At 35.0% G+C, this 16829-nt stretch carries 14 protein-coding genes; 1 reads left to right on the top strand and 13 read right to left on the bottom strand.

The window, feature by feature from the left end:
- Positions 1-8: 8 nt before the first annotated feature.
- Complete coding sequence (locus EDD66_RS10110) at positions 9-1394, bottom strand: FAD-dependent oxidoreductase (protein ID WP_123609451.1); 1386 nt, start codon at positions 1392-1394, stop codon at positions 9-11.
- A 382-nt stretch (positions 1395-1776) separates the two neighbouring features.
- Here EDD66_RS10110 and EDD66_RS10115 point away from each other — a divergent pair, with 382 nt between their 5' ends.
- Positions 1777-2634 carry a MurR/RpiR family transcriptional regulator gene (locus tag EDD66_RS10115; RefSeq protein WP_123609452.1) on the top strand — a complete coding sequence of 286 codons (858 nt, stop codon included), beginning with the start codon at positions 1777-1779 and terminating at the stop codon, positions 2632-2634.
- Positions 2635-2732: 98 nt separating this feature from the next.
- Here the strand turns inward: EDD66_RS10115 and EDD66_RS10120 are convergent, their stop codons facing one another.
- The 12 genes from EDD66_RS10120 to EDD66_RS10170 form a co-directional block, all read right to left on the bottom strand.
- Complete coding sequence (locus EDD66_RS10120; protein ID WP_243115338.1) at positions 2733-4526, bottom strand: ABC transporter ATP-binding protein; 1794 nt, start codon at positions 4524-4526, stop codon at positions 2733-2735.
- Between the two features lie 26 nt (positions 4527-4552).
- Positions 4553-6268 carry an ABC transporter ATP-binding protein gene (locus EDD66_RS10125; protein ID WP_207667775.1) on the bottom strand — a complete coding sequence of 572 codons (1716 nt, stop codon included), beginning with the start codon at positions 6266-6268 and terminating at the stop codon, positions 4553-4555.
- A gap of 181 nt (positions 6269-6449) precedes the next feature.
- Positions 6450-7364 (bottom strand): hypothetical protein, encoded by a 915-nt coding sequence (locus EDD66_RS10130; RefSeq protein ID WP_123609454.1) that lies wholly within the window; start codon positions 7362-7364, stop codon positions 6450-6452.
- 124 nt (positions 7365-7488) lie between these two features.
- A complete protein-coding gene (locus EDD66_RS10135) occupies positions 7489-9246 on the bottom strand; it encodes a GGDEF domain-containing protein (protein WP_123609455.1) in 1758 nt (585 codons plus the stop codon).
- Positions 9247-9466: 220 nt separating this feature from the next.
- Positions 9467-9637 (bottom strand): hypothetical protein, encoded by a 171-nt coding sequence (locus EDD66_RS18445; protein WP_170164318.1) that lies wholly within the window; start codon positions 9635-9637, stop codon positions 9467-9469.
- 103 nt (positions 9638-9740) lie between these two features.
- Positions 9741-11009, bottom strand: a complete 1269-nt coding sequence (gene hemL, locus EDD66_RS10140; RefSeq protein ID WP_123609456.1) for a glutamate-1-semialdehyde 2,1-aminomutase — start codon at positions 11007-11009, stop codon at positions 9741-9743.
- Positions 11010-11037: 28 nt separating this feature from the next.
- On the bottom strand, positions 11038-12009 hold the full coding sequence (hemB, locus tag EDD66_RS10145; RefSeq protein WP_123609457.1) for a porphobilinogen synthase: 972 nt from the start codon (positions 12007-12009) through the stop codon (positions 11038-11040).
- 85 nt (positions 12010-12094) lie between these two features.
- Entirely contained in the window at positions 12095-13585 is a 1491-nt protein-coding gene (gene cobA / locus EDD66_RS10150) for a uroporphyrinogen-III C-methyltransferase (RefSeq protein WP_123609458.1), read from the bottom strand.
- Between the two features lies 1 nt (position 13586).
- Entirely contained in the window at positions 13587-14480 is an 894-nt protein-coding gene (gene hemC / locus EDD66_RS10155; RefSeq protein WP_123609459.1) for a hydroxymethylbilane synthase, read from the bottom strand.
- 34 nt (positions 14481-14514) lie between these two features.
- Complete coding sequence (locus EDD66_RS10160; protein WP_123609460.1) at positions 14515-15177, bottom strand: precorrin-2 dehydrogenase/sirohydrochlorin ferrochelatase family protein; 663 nt, start codon at positions 15175-15177, stop codon at positions 14515-14517.
- Positions 15174-16325, bottom strand: a complete 1152-nt coding sequence (gene hemA / locus EDD66_RS10165) for a glutamyl-tRNA reductase (RefSeq protein WP_123609461.1) — start codon at positions 16323-16325, stop codon at positions 15174-15176. The genes EDD66_RS10160 and hemA overlap by 4 nt, the downstream gene beginning before the upstream one ends.
- Positions 16326-16413: 88 nt before the next feature.
- Complete coding sequence (locus tag EDD66_RS10170; RefSeq protein ID WP_123609462.1) at positions 16414-16827, bottom strand: M67 family metallopeptidase; 414 nt, start codon at positions 16825-16827, stop codon at positions 16414-16416.
- Between the last annotated feature and the right edge of the window lie 2 nt (positions 16828-16829).

Below are 16829 nucleotides of genomic sequence, written 5' to 3' on the forward strand. Positions count from 1 at the left end.
AAATATGCCTATGACTTTCTAATATGAAGATCCAGATATGCATTTTGCAGAATTAAATGATTTTGTAATTCTTTTATATCTACATTTCTGGTATCTAAATCAGCAAATGCTGCCATTGCCCCAGCGATTCCACTTGCCTGACCTAATGCACCGGCCGTTGGAGTTGTACGTATCGCTGCCTGTGCTTCAAAAGAAGCGGATACACATCTGCCAGTAACAAGCAGATTGGAAACTTCCTTACATACCATAACTTCATAAGGGATACTATAATAAGTTCCAGGTTCTGAAACAAAAGAACTTTCTGTTCCTTCCCCTTTAGGATTATGAATATCAATTGGATATGCCGAATGAGCAATCACTGTATCAAAATTTTTTCTCTCTATTACATCCTGCCCATTTAAGGTATAAATACCAACTAATTGCCTTGAACCACGTATTCCAATGGAAGGACCGGTAAATTCAAGGATTGCATCCCTAAAACCGGGGATATATTTTCTTAGGAATTTATCCAATTGCTCACACTGTTTTCTTCCTAATCTTTCTGCTTCACTTAAGCTTAAGGCACTGGTGCCATCATGCTCAAGGATTCTTGTAGTATTTACAATGAATTCCCCTGGAGTATTTGTCTCAAAACACAATACTTCTTCTCTTTTAATATCTAGTTCTCCCTGTTTTCTTGCTTCCTTAAATTCATCTGCAAAACCTGCAAAAGATAATCTTTTTGTTTTTTTCATTAACTCTATATTATTTACCATACGTGGAAATCTGTCTGCATATTTTTCAATGTGCTCTTTAATGAGATCTACATTGATATTACAATATTTCATATTCATAGTCATAGGCTGCATTGCACCATCTGATTCCCTTCCTTTAACCATGGGTGCACCAGCAAAACTTGCAACATCACCATCACCTGTTGCATCGATAAATATTTTTCCAAAGACATCATTCAGACCATCTTTATTACATACAGTAATGGAATGAATTTTTGTATCTTTCCTATTAACTTTTCCAATAAAGGTATGAAACAATACTTCACAACCTGCATCCTGTAACATATCATCAAGAACAATTTTCAAACCTTCTGAATTAAATGGAGTCAGATAATTTATGTATTGGGTCGTGTCCTTTATATGCCCTGGGGAATAGCCTCTTGCAACCATGTTTTCAACAATTTCCTCCATCACACCTTTAATTACCTGCTTTTCCCCTGCATGAAAAGTCATCATAGGCCCAACACCACAAGATGTCAGAGAGCCTCCAAGATATCCTGACTGCTCGATAACAAGGGTTTTTGCACCAGTTCTTCCAGCTGCTATTGCAGCGACTGCTCCTGAGACACCTCCTCCTGCAATTACAACGTCAAATAATTTTTCATAATCGAAACTTCCCATCATAAGCCTCCTTCTTAATAATTCAATCTGTTGAAAATAATTTTCAATGCTAAAAACTGATCATGTCATATTTCACTTCTTTTTTGTGCATTATTTATATTTTTATATAATTAACTTTACTTTTTATGTTATAATGCTAACACATTTTTCATTACACGTCAATATTTTTGAAAATTATTTTCTTTATTTTGAATTAATTTGTAAATCATTTGCGATTTTTCTGTTATAATTTGCTTTATTCCAGATTTTATAGTATAATGTGAACACTTAGCGAGGTGTTTCCGAGCTTAGTGAGAATATGTACCTATCCACTTAATGAGGTGTTTTCGAATTTACTGGATATGGTATAATGTTTTAACTTAACAGATAAGGAGTTCGGGATATGGTATCTACAGTAATATCTAAAATAGTTTCACTTCAGCATAGTTTTACTTTAAGTGAAAATGAGATAAGTCAATATGTAATAAATCACCCAGATTTAGTTGTATCCAGTACGATAACTACAATTGCGAAAGAAACCGGAACATCAGAAGCAAGTATTAATAGATTTTGCAAAAAAATTGGATATAAAGGATTTAATGGATTTAAGATCGCACTTGCTCAAGAAAATTTTTATAATAATATGATGAAACAAAACAGTTATTCTGCTGAGAATGGATTGATCTCATCTGTTACCGCAGATTATCGTCAAATGTTAATGAATACTTCTGCAATGTTAGATGAATCTCTTGTTATGGAAGCCATTAAATTTATGAAGGAAGCAAAAAATGTTCATATTTTTTCTCTTTCCAACATTGCACTCATAGCAAAAGAATTAGAATTTAAATTAGATCAGATTGGAATTGGCTCAAAATCTTTTACTGATATTATTGATATGCGGATCCAGGCAACAAATATAGTTCCCGGCGATTTGTCCATTTTTATTGCTCCAACAATCATGATGCGGGATATTTACCAGGTAGCCAATGCTTCTTTAGAAAGAGGAGCCAAAAATCTGACTATTACAAGTTACGATTCACCTAAGTTAAACGATATCTCCGATTTCAAATTTATTATCTCAGATAAAATTGTTGCCAATAACTCTGTATCTTTATCAAATAATTTAATGTTCTTATATATTATTGATATTTTGTATAGCGCACTTTTAGGAAGTGATAAATCTTTAAGACAGAAAAAATTAAACAGCGACGCGATCATTAATAATCATCAGATGATGGATTCCTACGGTTTTGATTATTAAACTACACAAAGAGGCTGCTGCAAAAGATAAGTATCCTGTAATGTAGAATAAATTTATTCTACATTTCTAGAAAACTGTATTTTGCAGCAGCCCTGTTTCTATTCAAACTGTGATTGGTATAATTTATAATAAAATCCTTTCTTCTCCATAAGTTCTATATGATTCCCCTGTTCTATTACATTTCCCTGATCCACAACGAGGATATTATCTGCCCCCTGAATCGTTGATAAACGATGTGCAATAACAAAACATGTTTTTTGTTCCATTAATTTTCTCATAGCTTTCTGTATCTTGATCTCTGTTCTTGTATCAACATTAGAAGTTGCTTCATCCAGGATTAACATCTGGGAATCCAGAAGCATCGCTCTTGCTATGGTTAGAAGCTGCTTTTGTCCTTTTGAGATATTAATGCCATTCTCATTTATTATCGTATCATATCCATTTGGAAGTCTTTTAATAAAAGAATGAATCCCTGTCATCTTAGCCACTTCCTCTACTTCTTCCTTTGTTGCATTTTCTTTTCCATACGCAATATTGTCAAAAACAGTTCCTTCAAACAGCCAGGTATCCTGTAATACCATAGTATAGGATTTTCTAAGGCTCTTTCTTGTAATATCCCTTATCTCCTTATCATCCAGATAGATATTCCCTTCCCATATATCATAAAACCTCATTAACAGATTAATAATCGTTGTTTTTCCTGCACCCGTCGCCCCAACAATGGCCGTTAAACTACCTGATTTTGCTTTTAGGGAAAGACTCTTAATAATTGTTTTTTCAGGAATGTATCCAAAAGAGACATTGTGCAGCGATACATCTTCATGTACCATATTTAAATCAATGGCATCCTCTTTATCCATTAATTCTGCTTCTTCATCTATGAGCTTAAATACCCTCTCTGCTGCCGCTGCTGCAGACTGCAATTCGCTCACTACATTTGCCACTTCACTGATTGGCCCTGAAAATTTACGGCTGTACTGAATAAAAGAAGAAATATTTCCAAGACTCATATGACTCAAAAGATAAAGAATTGCACCAGCTATAGTAATTAGTGTTAAAGAAATATTATTAATAAAATTCACTGTGGGTCCCATCAGGCTCCCATAATATTCTGCATCGTAATAAGCATCTACTGTCTCTTTATTTATCTTATCAAAACGTTTCAATATCTCATCTTCTGCCCCATATGCATTGATCGTCTTCTGCCCTGATACCATTTCTTCAATAAAACCATTCATTTCTCCCAGTTTTGCAGAACGTTTACGAAAAAGAGGTTTAATTCTTTTTGACATAAAACGGGTATACAGAACAGATAGAGGTATAGTTACAAACATAACCAATACAAGAACAGGTGAAATAATTATCATCATAATCAGAGAACCTATTACAGTGATCAAGCCTGCTGCTATCTGTATTACATCAGTAGACATGGATGTATTCACTGTATCAATATCATAAGAAATTCTGCTTATGATATCACCGGCTTGATTCGTATCAAAATAACTTATTGGCAAATCAACTAACTTATGAAAGACATCCTCTCTCATTTTCCTTACAATCTTCTGACTAAGATGAATCATTAACACTGACAGAATATAAGAAAGTATAGAGGATGCGACATAAAACAGAACCATCCAGCCGGCATAATAGAATACCGTTTTAAACACTACAGATCCCTTTCCGGGTTCAATAGCATCAATAGCATATCCCGATAACATAGGGCCTATGATTGCTAATATATTGCTGACAATGGTTAATATAAGTGCTAATAAAAATAGCAATTTATATTGATATATATAATACCACAGCCGTTTGAACACATATTTCGTATCCTTTGGTTTTTCAGTCTTACTGCTTATTTTCATTTTACCAAAACTTTGACCTGGGGGCATATTGCACCTCTTTTCCATTCTCTTATCTACATTATCTGAGATTTATAAATATCCTGATATTCTTCACAAGACTTCAGCAGTTCTTCATGAGTTCCATATCCCGCCATCTTACCATCCTCAATAACCAGGATATGATCTAATTTCATAACCGAACTGATTCTCTGGGCAATCATAATCGTAGTTGTATCTTTATAATTCTCTCGAATTGCTTTGCGAAGGAGGGAATCTGTTTTATAGTCAAGGGCACTGGAAGAATCATCTAAAATCAATATTTCCGGCTTCCCAGCCAATGCTCTGGCGACGAAAAGCCTTTGTTTCTGACCTCCACTTAAATTACTCCCCTTTATAGCAAGTTTAAAATCTATATTTTTCTCTAACTCATCAATAAAAGTCTTTGCCTGGGCATCCACGGCGGCGGCTCTTACATTCCCTTTCGATAAACCTCTTCCCATATTAATATTTTCATATATAGTATCACCAAAGAGAATATCATTCTGAAAAACTACTCCAAATTTTTTACGCAGCACTTTCTTATCATAGCTTCTCACATCCTGCCCGTCGATGAGTATATTCCCTTTATCCACATCATAAAATCTCATAAGAAGATTAATCAGTGTAGTTTTTCCTGATCCCGTTGAACCTATAATTCCAAGGCTTTTACCTCTCATAATTCCAAAATTAATATCTTTGATAAGTTGGCTTTTATCTGAATCATCCCCATGCACATATGAGAAACTAACGTCTTGAAATTCTATATGATACACCGATGGTATCCGAGAGATATCCTGCATCTGTAAATCTTCTTTCGTTTCTAAAATTTCTCCAATACGATTTGCTGATGCCATGGCTTTAGAATAAATTACAAAAATTCTTGTAATTGCCATGACCGCCTGAAGCATCAGTGTAAAATAAGAAAGAAAAGCGACAATCTTACCTGGTTGGGAAGCCCCACTGTTCACCCTGTAAGCACCCACAATAACTACCAATGTCAAACCCAAATTAAATATAAGATTCATAAATGGGTTTGTTATTGCCATGGTAATCCCGGCTTTCTTTTCTTTCTCTGCTAATTCTTCATTTACATGAGAAAACCTTTCTTTCTCATACCAGGTTTTTGAAAGTGCTTTAATAACCCGGATTCCGCTGATGTTTTCTCTCACAACACGAACCATTTTGTCGATGGACAATTGCATATTCGTATATAATGGAATTCCCTTTTTAGATACAAGGATGACGATAAGTGCCAGAAATGGCAGAACACCTACTAAAACAGACGTTAAAACAGGTTCTAAAGTAAAAGTAATGATAATTCCCCCGATAATGATAATAGGTGCCCTGACACCGATTCTTTGCATCATTCCAATCATATTATGTATATGATAAGTGTCCGTGGTCATTCTCGCTTCCAGGGAAGATACTGAGAAATAGTCCACCTGACTGCCAGATAAACTTTGAATTTTTACGAAGAGATCGTGGCGTAGAATTTGTACTGTATCTCTTGCAACACTTGTTGCCATTCGATTGGCAATGATATTAAAACTTCTGGCTCCAATGGACAACAGTACCATGATTCCTCCCCACCACAAAATCAATGAAATTTCCTTGTGAGGTATTACATCATCAATAATGTATGCTAACACCCAGGGAAGCCCCAGATCCATAAAGGTTCCCAGTACTTTTATAAGAAAGCCAATTAACATGTGGCCGCTATATGGTTTTAAATATGTAAATATTTTGTGCAATATAATTACCTCCGCCAAGCATTCCATTATAATATATATTTAAAGTTCACGAAAGAATGCCTATAAGGTATATTATAGAATTACTGATAAATATCGTCAAGGAATCGTATTATAAATCTAAAACGGGGCTGCCGCATTTGTAGTTTTATAACTAATAGTTTGCGGCAACCCCTGCAATATTTTATAATTGTTTATCCACTTTAATACCTTTGATATCTTCATCCAGTACTACCTGAGTATTTAACATGGTCTTAATTTCCGTTTGCAATTTGCTTTTTGCAAGATCTGCTTTGGTAATTTCATTTAATAATTGAATATTAATCAAATTATCCAAAGGTGAATCGTTATTTTTTTCTTTTTTCTCTTCTTTTTCTGCTTTGAGTTCTTCCAGCCGTAACTCCTCTTCTTCCTTCTCCTTCGCTTCTTTCTCGGCTTTTTCTCTTTTTTCTTTTATATCTTCATCTATCTGATCTTTCGTATCATCTATAATCATTCCAATAATCTCTTTACCTGCTTCTTCCAATATGTCAGAAGCTTTTTCCTTTGCATCTACCATGGCATGTGTTTTTAATCTCTCTTTTTCAATACCGCTGATAACATTGGATTCTGCAGAAATCAAATAATTTGAATCGTCAAGCTTTTTTTGTAATTCCCCTGCTCTCTCATCATATTCCGATATTAGTGTCTGGTATTCTGCAAATAACTCTGGATCCACTGTTTTTTCTTTATTATAGTCATCTGTAATCCCGTACTTTTCTCTTAATTGCTGCTTCTTATCTGCAATACTTTTTAATTCCTCATTATATTCCTTACATTCCACCTCCAATTCACTAATACGTTGTCTTCTGGATTCTATGTTATCGTCAATTTCTTTATCATTCATATATGTATCTAAAACGGTCTTTAATGCTTTTTTATGTGCCATGACTTTCTTCATGAGAATCTTATCCTGATTCAGATTCAGCCTGCCACCATAAACAGAACCTGTCTTTTGATTCTTTTTATCCTGTAAATGACCATCTCCATGATGTCTCTCATTCTTAGTGTTTTTAAATAAAATATTGGTATTATCATTATCCTGAATATGAATTAGCATTTCAAGGCCTCCTTGCACGACACATATGTTTTATCACCATTAATTGATATATAATGTCTTTCCTTAAGTATCGGCTTGGATTCTATGATTTATTAGAATAAACTACCACATTTTACAAATTCTATCATTCATTATCTAAAATAGTTCTCTCAGATACCTTCTTTTGTTTCGCTGCTTTCTTTAATCCTGCAAGTATTTCCGTAAGTTCAAATTCATTCTTAAATGTTTCTGATTTATTATTAACAGTAACAATGGTAAGAGAGATTAATGGAAATTGCTCCACTTTGCCATGTCTGTTTGCTGTAGTTATATATCCATTTTTTAAATCTATCTCATTGTATAATTCTAACACTTCATATTCAAATTCATTCTTAATATCTTTAAAATAATCATCGAATACATGCTTATTTAAGATAATAACAAAATCATCTCCCCCAATATGTCCTACAAACTGATCTGCTGATCTATAATATTGTAAGATATCGGCTAACAGCTTAATGACCATATCTCCATTTTCAAATCCGTATACATCATTATATGCTTTAAAGTTATCAATATCCAGATATGCAATACTATATTCCATATTACTTAGGATACATTTATTTAACATTTGTTCAATGACCAGATTCCCCGGAAGGCCTGTGAGCGGATTCTGGTGTTTGGCCGTAGAAATTTCTATCTCCGTGGTCTTCTGGAGCAAATCTTTTATTGTTACAACACCAATATATTTCTCATCTTCTGTCACCACAATAAAATCATAAAGTTTATTAATCGACCTGGACATAGCCATAGATGATACAACACTTACAGGTGTCCTATAGTCCACCGACAGATAATTCTTATCCATAAGCTTTGATATAGGCTTGTTTTGATTTAATGAGAAACCATAAAATCCACTTAATTGAAATGCTAATTTTTCCTGAGTGACTATTCCTATGGGGATATCATTCTCAACCACGCATACTCCAAAGCAATTGGGATTTGCCTTAAAATGGTCATATACGTTAGGAATCTTTTCCTCTGGTGATACCAGATCAATAGAAGTACACAAATTCTTTATATACAGATTCGAAATCATACTCTGGGAAGTATGATTTTTCTTTAAATTGATTTCTTTTACTTCTTCCAGCACTTTGGAATTGATTTCTAATATTTCCTCTTTTGGTTTTTGTATATAATAACCTTGTCCATATTGGACTCCCAGATTGATTAAAGTGTCCATTTCTTCATAAGTTTCAATTCCTTCTGCAATAAGATATATATTTGAAACCTTGGAAAATTCCACCATTCCTTTTACCAGTGCATATTTTAAACTATCTTCATTGATTCCCCGGATTAATTTCATATCAAGTTTAATATAGTTAGGATTTACGTCACTTATGAGATTTAATCCTGCATATCCTGCTCCTGCATCATCAATGGCAATTTTATAATCCTGGCTTTTATAATGGGCAATTGTTGCCTTAAACCCTTCCATGTCCGTAATGACATTTCTCTCGGTTATTTCAAAAATAACATTATGAGGTGCAATTTCATATTGCTTAAGAAAGCTTTTTGTAAATCCTTTCTTAAAATTATCATCATGCATTGTATAAGGATTTACATTAATAAATAATTTTTTATTATAGGGAGGAACCATAAATTTATACGCTGCATTAAGGGCAGTTGTCCTGCAAAGAAGTTCCAAATCCCATAAACGATTATACTCTCCCGCAGTTAAAAACAGCATCTCAGAATTTGTAATTTCACTTTCACATGTAATTCTGCTAAGTGCCTCGTGTCCTAAAACAGTGCCATCCCTAAGGGATATAATAGGCTGAAAGACCGTTTTAATTTTTTTATTATAAATAATATATTCTAAGGCATCTTTTCTTTTGTCCATAGTTTGACCTCCCAGTTTATCATGTGGACATTTTTATCCCCATATTAACAATATACTTATTGATACCATATTATTGTTCTGGCAGAAGCAAATCTACGTTAAGTCTATGTAAAATTCTTTCTATCCGACCTTTATCCCAACCTAAAACGACCGGGAAGGAGCTGTTGCATTTCTTGTATTATTCGTAATAATTTTGCAACAACCTCTTCCCGGTCGTAAATTATATTAATTTGTTTGTGTCTCCAGTACTGCTCCTCTTTCCACTTTCCTTAGAAGGATCTCTTTCGTTATTTTTAAATTTATGGCCTGAAGAGGACGGCATTCTGTCTCCACTCACATAATTCTTTGTTTGATCAATTGTATCTTTCCGGCTGGATGCTTTTTCCCTCAAAGTAGTATTACCTCCTAATTAATTTTAATTATTATGCGTAATACACAGAAGATTATTCTAATATGTCTGATAATCGTTGAACTTGATTATAATGCCGTTTGACTTACCGGTAATTTTTTATCACAGCACAGGTCTTATGAATATCCTCATCTGTATGGGCATGGGATAGAAACATTGCCTCATATTGGGATGGTGCCTGATAAATTCCATTCTCCAATAAATATCCGAAATAATCTGCATATCTTTTCGTGTCAGAAGCCATAGCGGAATCAAAATCAACTACTTTCTCTTTTGTAAAAAAGATACATATCAGGGATCCAATATGGTTGATACAGACCTGATTCTCAAATCGTTCCTTCACTGCATAAACTATTTTCTCAGCTTGCTTTTCCATCTGGCGGTAAAGATCCGGCGTATTTTTCAGAATAGTTAAAGTTTCAATACCTGCTGCGGTTGCAATTGGATTTCCCGATAAGGTTCCTGCCTGATAGACAGATCCCACCGGTGCAACCATCTCCATAATTTCTTTTTTTCCTCCATATGCCCCAACCGGCATTCCTCCACCAATAATCTTTCCCAGTGTAGTTAGATCCGGAGTGATTCCATAATATCCTTGAGCCCCCCCTAAACCTAAACGAAAGCCTGTGATTACCTCATCAAATATCAGTAAAGAATCATATTTCCTGGTGATATCTCTTAAAAATTGCAAAAATCCATCCTTAGGAAGAACCACTCCCATGTTTGCCGCAACCGGCTCAACAATAATTGCCGCTATCTTTTCCCCATATTGATGAAATAATTCTTTTACAGATTCTTCATTATTATATTCAGCAATCAGAGTATTTTTTGTATAATCATAAGGGACACCGCTGCTGTCAGGAACAGAATGAGTCAATGCACCGGATCCTGCTTTTACTAACAGCCCATCAGAATGGCCATGATAACATCCTCTGAATTTAATAATCATATCCCTCTTTGTATATCCTCTGGCAACCCGAATTGCGCTCATAACCGCTTCTGTTCCGGAGCTGACCAGTCTTGTCTGTTCCATAGACGGAATCAATTCACTGATTAATTTTGCCAGGATATATTCTTTTTCTGTTGGTGCGCCATACGTCAGCCCATTGTCACATGCTCTCTTGACTGCATCAATCACCCTTTTATCACCATGTCCCAAAATACATGGTCCCCAGGAATTCACATAATCAATATATTCATTCCCATCTACATCATATATTTTAGAGCCTGCCGCTCTCTCAATAAACAGAGGAGCTCTGTTCACACTTCCAAAGGCACGGACAGGGCTGTTCACGCCTCCGGGAATGCAGGCTTTGGATTTTTCAAATAACTCTCTTGATCTCTCAGAATTCATGATTTCCTCCTTTTATCAAAACTTTCTGTTAACATGATTCTTCCTCTAACCACCTTGCAGCATCCAGTGCATGGTATGTAATGATTATTTTGGCTCCTGCTCTTTTGATTCCAATCAGATTTTCCATAACAATTTTTCTTTCATCGATCCATCCGTTTGCTGCTGCTGCCTTTACCATGGAATATTCACCGCTTACATTATAGGCGGCGATTGGATGATCAAAACGATTGGCTGCTTCCTTAATTACATCCAGATATGCAAGTGCAGGTTTTATCATAATCACATCTGCACCTTCTTCAATATCTGACTGACACTCTCTCATAGCTTCCTTTAAATTAGAAGAGTCCATCTGATAGGTCTTACGATCTCCGAAACTCGGTGCAGAATGAGCAGCATCCCTAAATGGAGAATAATACCCGGAAGCATATTTTGCACTATATGCCATAATCATCAAATTATAAAAGCCACTTTGATCCAGTGCCTCCCTGATTGCCTTAACTCTCCCATCCATCATATCAGATGGAGCAATAATATCTGCCCCGGCTTTGGCAGCGCTTACGGCCATTTTGGCTAATAAAGGCAGGGTTTCATCATTTAATACTTCTCCATTCTTAATTAGACCGCAATGTCCATGAGAAGTATACTCGCAAAGGCAGATATCAGCGATGACCAAAAGTCCTGGTGCTCTTTTTTTAATATAACGGATTGCCTTTTGGACAATTCCATTCTCGTCATAGGCCTGGCTCCCCACTTCATCTTTATGGGAAGGAATGCCGAATATTAAAATTGCCTGAATTCCTGATTCCAGGATTTTATCCAATTCTTCTTCAAAACAGTCAATGGAATATTGATAGATTCCCGGCATGGAATCAATGGGATTCTTAATATTTTCTCCTTCCATAATAAAAACCGGATAAACCAGATCTGTTTTTCTAAGATCTGTCTCCCGTACTAAACTTCTCATTGCTTCGTTTACCCGAAGCCTTCTCATACGTTCCATTTGTTTCTCCTCTTTTCCTTAATTCAACTTTAGAGCTTCTTAATGTTCTATAATTCAGGTGACCCGAACTGGATATTCCATATACTCACCACTTAAATTTTTGAATACTGTCCATCAATCCATCAATATTATTTACATTTGCTATAATATGGGCATCTCTCTTTTGTTCCTTCACAGCCCCTGCTGTCACTTCACCGATACATGCTATTTTTACAGTAGAAGGCAGAGTGACAGATTTTTCATGGATCTCTTCAAAAAAGGAGATCACGCCGGAAGCACTTAGAAATATAAGACAGTCCATGTCCTTTACGTATACGGCATTTTCCGTTAGTTTTCCTCTTACGTCATAAATTGGTATATCTTTATATTTCAAATGATTCTTTTCTAAAATTTCATTTAATTCCCTGCTTCCTTTGAAAGCTCTTGGTATTAATATTTCATCATTCTTATCCACAATGGCAGAAAACTCATTGGCCAGATCCTTTGTTGTATATCCGGAAGGGATAAAATCTGCAAAATAGCCATATTTCTCTAAACACTGCTTCGTTCCGCTTCCGATTACTGCAAATTTCATCTGGCTCAAATTTCTTCTGTCTATCAAGCATTTCTCCATTCTCTCAAAGAAAATATCAATAGCATTCTGGCTGGTAAATACAATCCACTGGTACTTGGCCAAACTTTTAAGTTCTCCATCCAATTCATGGATAGCAGATGTTTTTTCAATGTGCATATCACATACTGTATAAAACCGGGCCCCTAAGTGAATCAATTCTTTTTCAAGTTTCTCCCGCAGCTTTCTGGTTCCTGTAATTCCTATCTTTACATTGGATAAAACTTTATCTTCACATTCTGATGTAAAATGAAGAGCAGCCACATTACCTACAACAATAATGGCAGGAGATGAGATTTTTTCTTCTTTCACCTTAGAAACTATGGTGGAAAGATTACCCCGTACTGTTTTTTCATTATTCATGGTTCCACTTGCAATAACCGCTACCGGAGTATTTTTATCTTTACCGTTCTCAATCAGCTTTCCCGTTATTTCCCCAATGTTGGATAAGCCCATTAAAAACACAAGGGTTCCATCCAGTTTCGCCAATACATCATAATTATCTGTTAAAGTGGATTCACCCCACTTCGTATGCCCTGTAATAACATGAAAGCTTTGACTGATTCCCCTGTGAGTAACGGGTATGCCCACACTTTCCGGCACTGAAATAGCAGAAGTAACTCCCGGCACTACTTCAAATGGAATATGGCTGGCTTTTAATACCTCAACCTCTTCGCCCCCTCTTCCAAATACAAAAGGATCTCCTCCTTTTAAACGGACTATTTTTTCATAATTTCCTGTACAGTCTATAATAATTTTATTAATTTCCTCCTGGGTTTTGGAATGATGCCCGGATTCTTTTCCCACATAGATTTTTACGCAATCCTCTTTTACATATTCCAATAATTCCAATGATGCCAGCCTGTCATAAATAACCGCATCACAAGTTTTAAGTAATTCCATTCCTTTTACTGTAATAAGCTTAGAATCTCCCGGACCTGCTCCAACTAAATATACAATTCCCATATTAAATACTCTCCATTATATTATTTACCATAGCCCTGGCTAACTCCAGACCCTTTGAAATATTTCCGGTTTCTTTCTTCCTTACTATTTCACCATTTATCTCTTTCATCATCCATACTGTAATCTGATTCTCCGAAGCTTTTGCATAAACTCCAATTGGCTCATGGCATCCTGCATTAAAATATTTTAATGCCCTTCGTTCTATTTCCAATTCTATTTTTGCATTCCTGTCTGTGATCTTCTCACAAAGGCTTACCCATTCTGAGTTTTTCTTTCCTTCAATCGCAATAATTCCCTGACCTCCGGCAGGTATACACTCATCAATATCTAAATATTTATATTGGAAGTCAGATTCCTGATTTAATTTCAAACGATTGATCCCCGCTGCTGCAAGAATGATTCCATCATATTGACCTTCCCTTAATTTATTTAATCTGGTATTTACATTTCCCCGTATGGGATGACATTCTATATTATGATATAATTGCTCAATCTGAAATTGTCTTCTTAGACTGCTGGTACCAATCAAAGCCGTGCTTTTCTCATGAATATTTGTTCCTTTTTGCGTAATAAGCACATCTTTCGGATCGTCTCTTTTTAGCACTCCTACAATATCTAACCCTTCACTAAGTTCCATCGGCATATCTTTTGCACTATGGACTGCAAAATCAATTTTATCCCAAAGCAAAGCTTCTTCGAACTCGGAAACAAATACAGCTTTCCCTCCAAATTCAGCCAATGGTTTATCCAGGATTTTATCACCTGTTGTCTGTATAATAACTATCTCATATTCCAAATCAGGTAATACCTGTTTCATTGCATCAATTACTAATTCGGTCTGAACGAGTGCAAGTTTACTTCCTCTTGTACCAATTCTAATCTTTTTTTCCTTCATTCTGGTAGAATCTCCTTCATACTAACATTGTGGTTCAAAGCACATCTGAATTAAGTTTCATTTTATATTTATTAACGATATCCACTAAGTCCTGTCCGGTTATGTTCCCTTTATGTAAATTTGCCAGCTCTATTAATTCATCATAAACTTTTTTCCGATCCCCGGAATCAGATACCTCACTCTTTATATAATCTCTGTTTTCACCTAAAAATTCAATTAATTCTCCATAATAGTCAGGAATATTCTTTTGGATCTCTTTTTTTATTTGAGCTGCCATTGCAGGACTATTGCCGCCAGTGGATATTCCTACTACCATTTCCTTCATTTTTATAATTGCAGGGAAAATAAAGCTGCATTCTTCTTTTACATCAACTACGTTAACCATTTTATTATTTCTTTTACAAAGTCTTGATATATGGGAATTTAAATGTTCATTATCCGTTGCAGCTATGACAAAATCCGTATCATCTATATCTCCATCTTCAAATTCCCTGTCTATTATTATGATTTTCTTTAAATGCTTCTTATTTATCTCAGATTCCAAGTCATAGATCTGTCTGGAGATGCCGGGGGCTATTATTTTTATCCTTACATTAAATTCTAATAATATTTTTATTTTACGATATGCAATTTTGCCACCTCCAACAACCAGACAATTCTGGTTACTGATATCAACATAAAACGGAAAATAGGTCATTTGTCTTCCTCCCTTATTATTTCTTCAAATGAATTGATAAGTGTCATTAACTGTTCACTGTTCAGTGATTCTTTCAGCTGAAATAATATATGCCCAAATCCTTTTTCCTCTATTTTTTGTTCTATTTGATCCAGGGCTGGATAGAATTCCTGAAAATATATATTTTTTAAAGTATCATCAACACACTTGTTCAATATTAATTGTGCTTTATCTAACTCTTTTAATTTTATTCTGTTGTTTTCTTTGGAAGCTTTCTCAAAATAATCAATATCAATGATCTGGATACTATTAATTTCTGATATATCTTTGTCGATATCGCAAGGTACTGCTAAATCTATAAATAATTTAGGACAGGATCTGCTTTTTAAAATATTTGATACTTCATTATATGTAAAGGTGTAATGAGGACTTGTGGTTGCACTTATTATAACTTCCGCCATTTCTAAATATTGATACCGGTCTTTGTAATCTATCATTTTTATATTACTGTCATTTAATATTAATTCATGCCTGTGGCTTCTGCTGGTCCCAAGAATATTACAGTTTTTAGAGAGTAGGTTTTTGGCTACGATAGTTCCGATTTGCCCTGTAATACCCACAATTAACACCGTTTTACCCTGCACTGATTCCAAATAATCAACTACTTTATTGGCAGTTAAGGTACCAATAGAAACTGGTGTGTTGGATAATCTTGTATCTGTCTTCACCAGTTTTGCACTATTCATGGCCCCTTGAAATGCGATATTTAATTCATGATTCGTACATTTATTATTCAAGGCTAAATAATATCCATCTTTGACCTGCCGTAAAATTTCATCTTCTCCTAAAACCATGGAATCTAATCCACTTGTGACTTGAAATAAATGCTTCATGGCTCCTTCATTACTATATATATTTAAATATTTTCTGATTTCATTTTTCCTGACCTTTTTAAATTCCGATAACTGTTTCTCTACAATATCTATTGCCGTTTTTTCTCCGCTAAAATATATTTCACTTCGATTACAGGTCGAAATAACCACACATCCGAAAATATCTTTATCACTTATCACCAGTCTTTCAAATTCCATTTGTTCTTGTTCCGAAAAGGAAAATAATTCTCTTATATTTACTGGTGTTGTTTTATGACTAATACTAATACAGTACATATGTTATCCTCCAAGTAATGCAAATAGGGCGAACCCTTCGTCCGCCCTCTATTATATATTATTATGGTATAATTTCATATACGTAATTCTACACTATTTCAATTACCTCTTCACTGACATCCTTACCTTCCTGAATCAAAAACGCCTTTAATACAGGCTGCTTCGGATTCATTAATGAAAGTATCAGATAGTTGATTTTGGAATCATATGCAAGACGCTTATCTTCTTTTGAAGGTCTTGCAGGTGTTTCGGGATGGGAATGAAAATTCCCTAATAATACATAATTGTTGGCCCGGATGTCTTTTAGCACAGCCAGTTGTTCCTTAGGGTCCATGGAAAAATGTTCCCTGCTGACATCAATATTGGTAAGGAGATAAACCTTCTCTATATACTTTTTATCCTCTTTTATGACTCCTGCAATTAATCCGCAGGCTTCGTTTGGAAGACCGTTTAAGGCATGTTCAAGGATTAATTCATAGTCTTTCTTTCTTAAAAATAACATAT

Origin of the sequence: Mobilisporobacter senegalensis (assembly GCF_003752155.1) — a bacterium.
Classification (GTDB): Bacteria; Bacillota; Clostridia; order Lachnospirales; family Lachnospiraceae; genus Mobilisporobacter; species Mobilisporobacter senegalensis.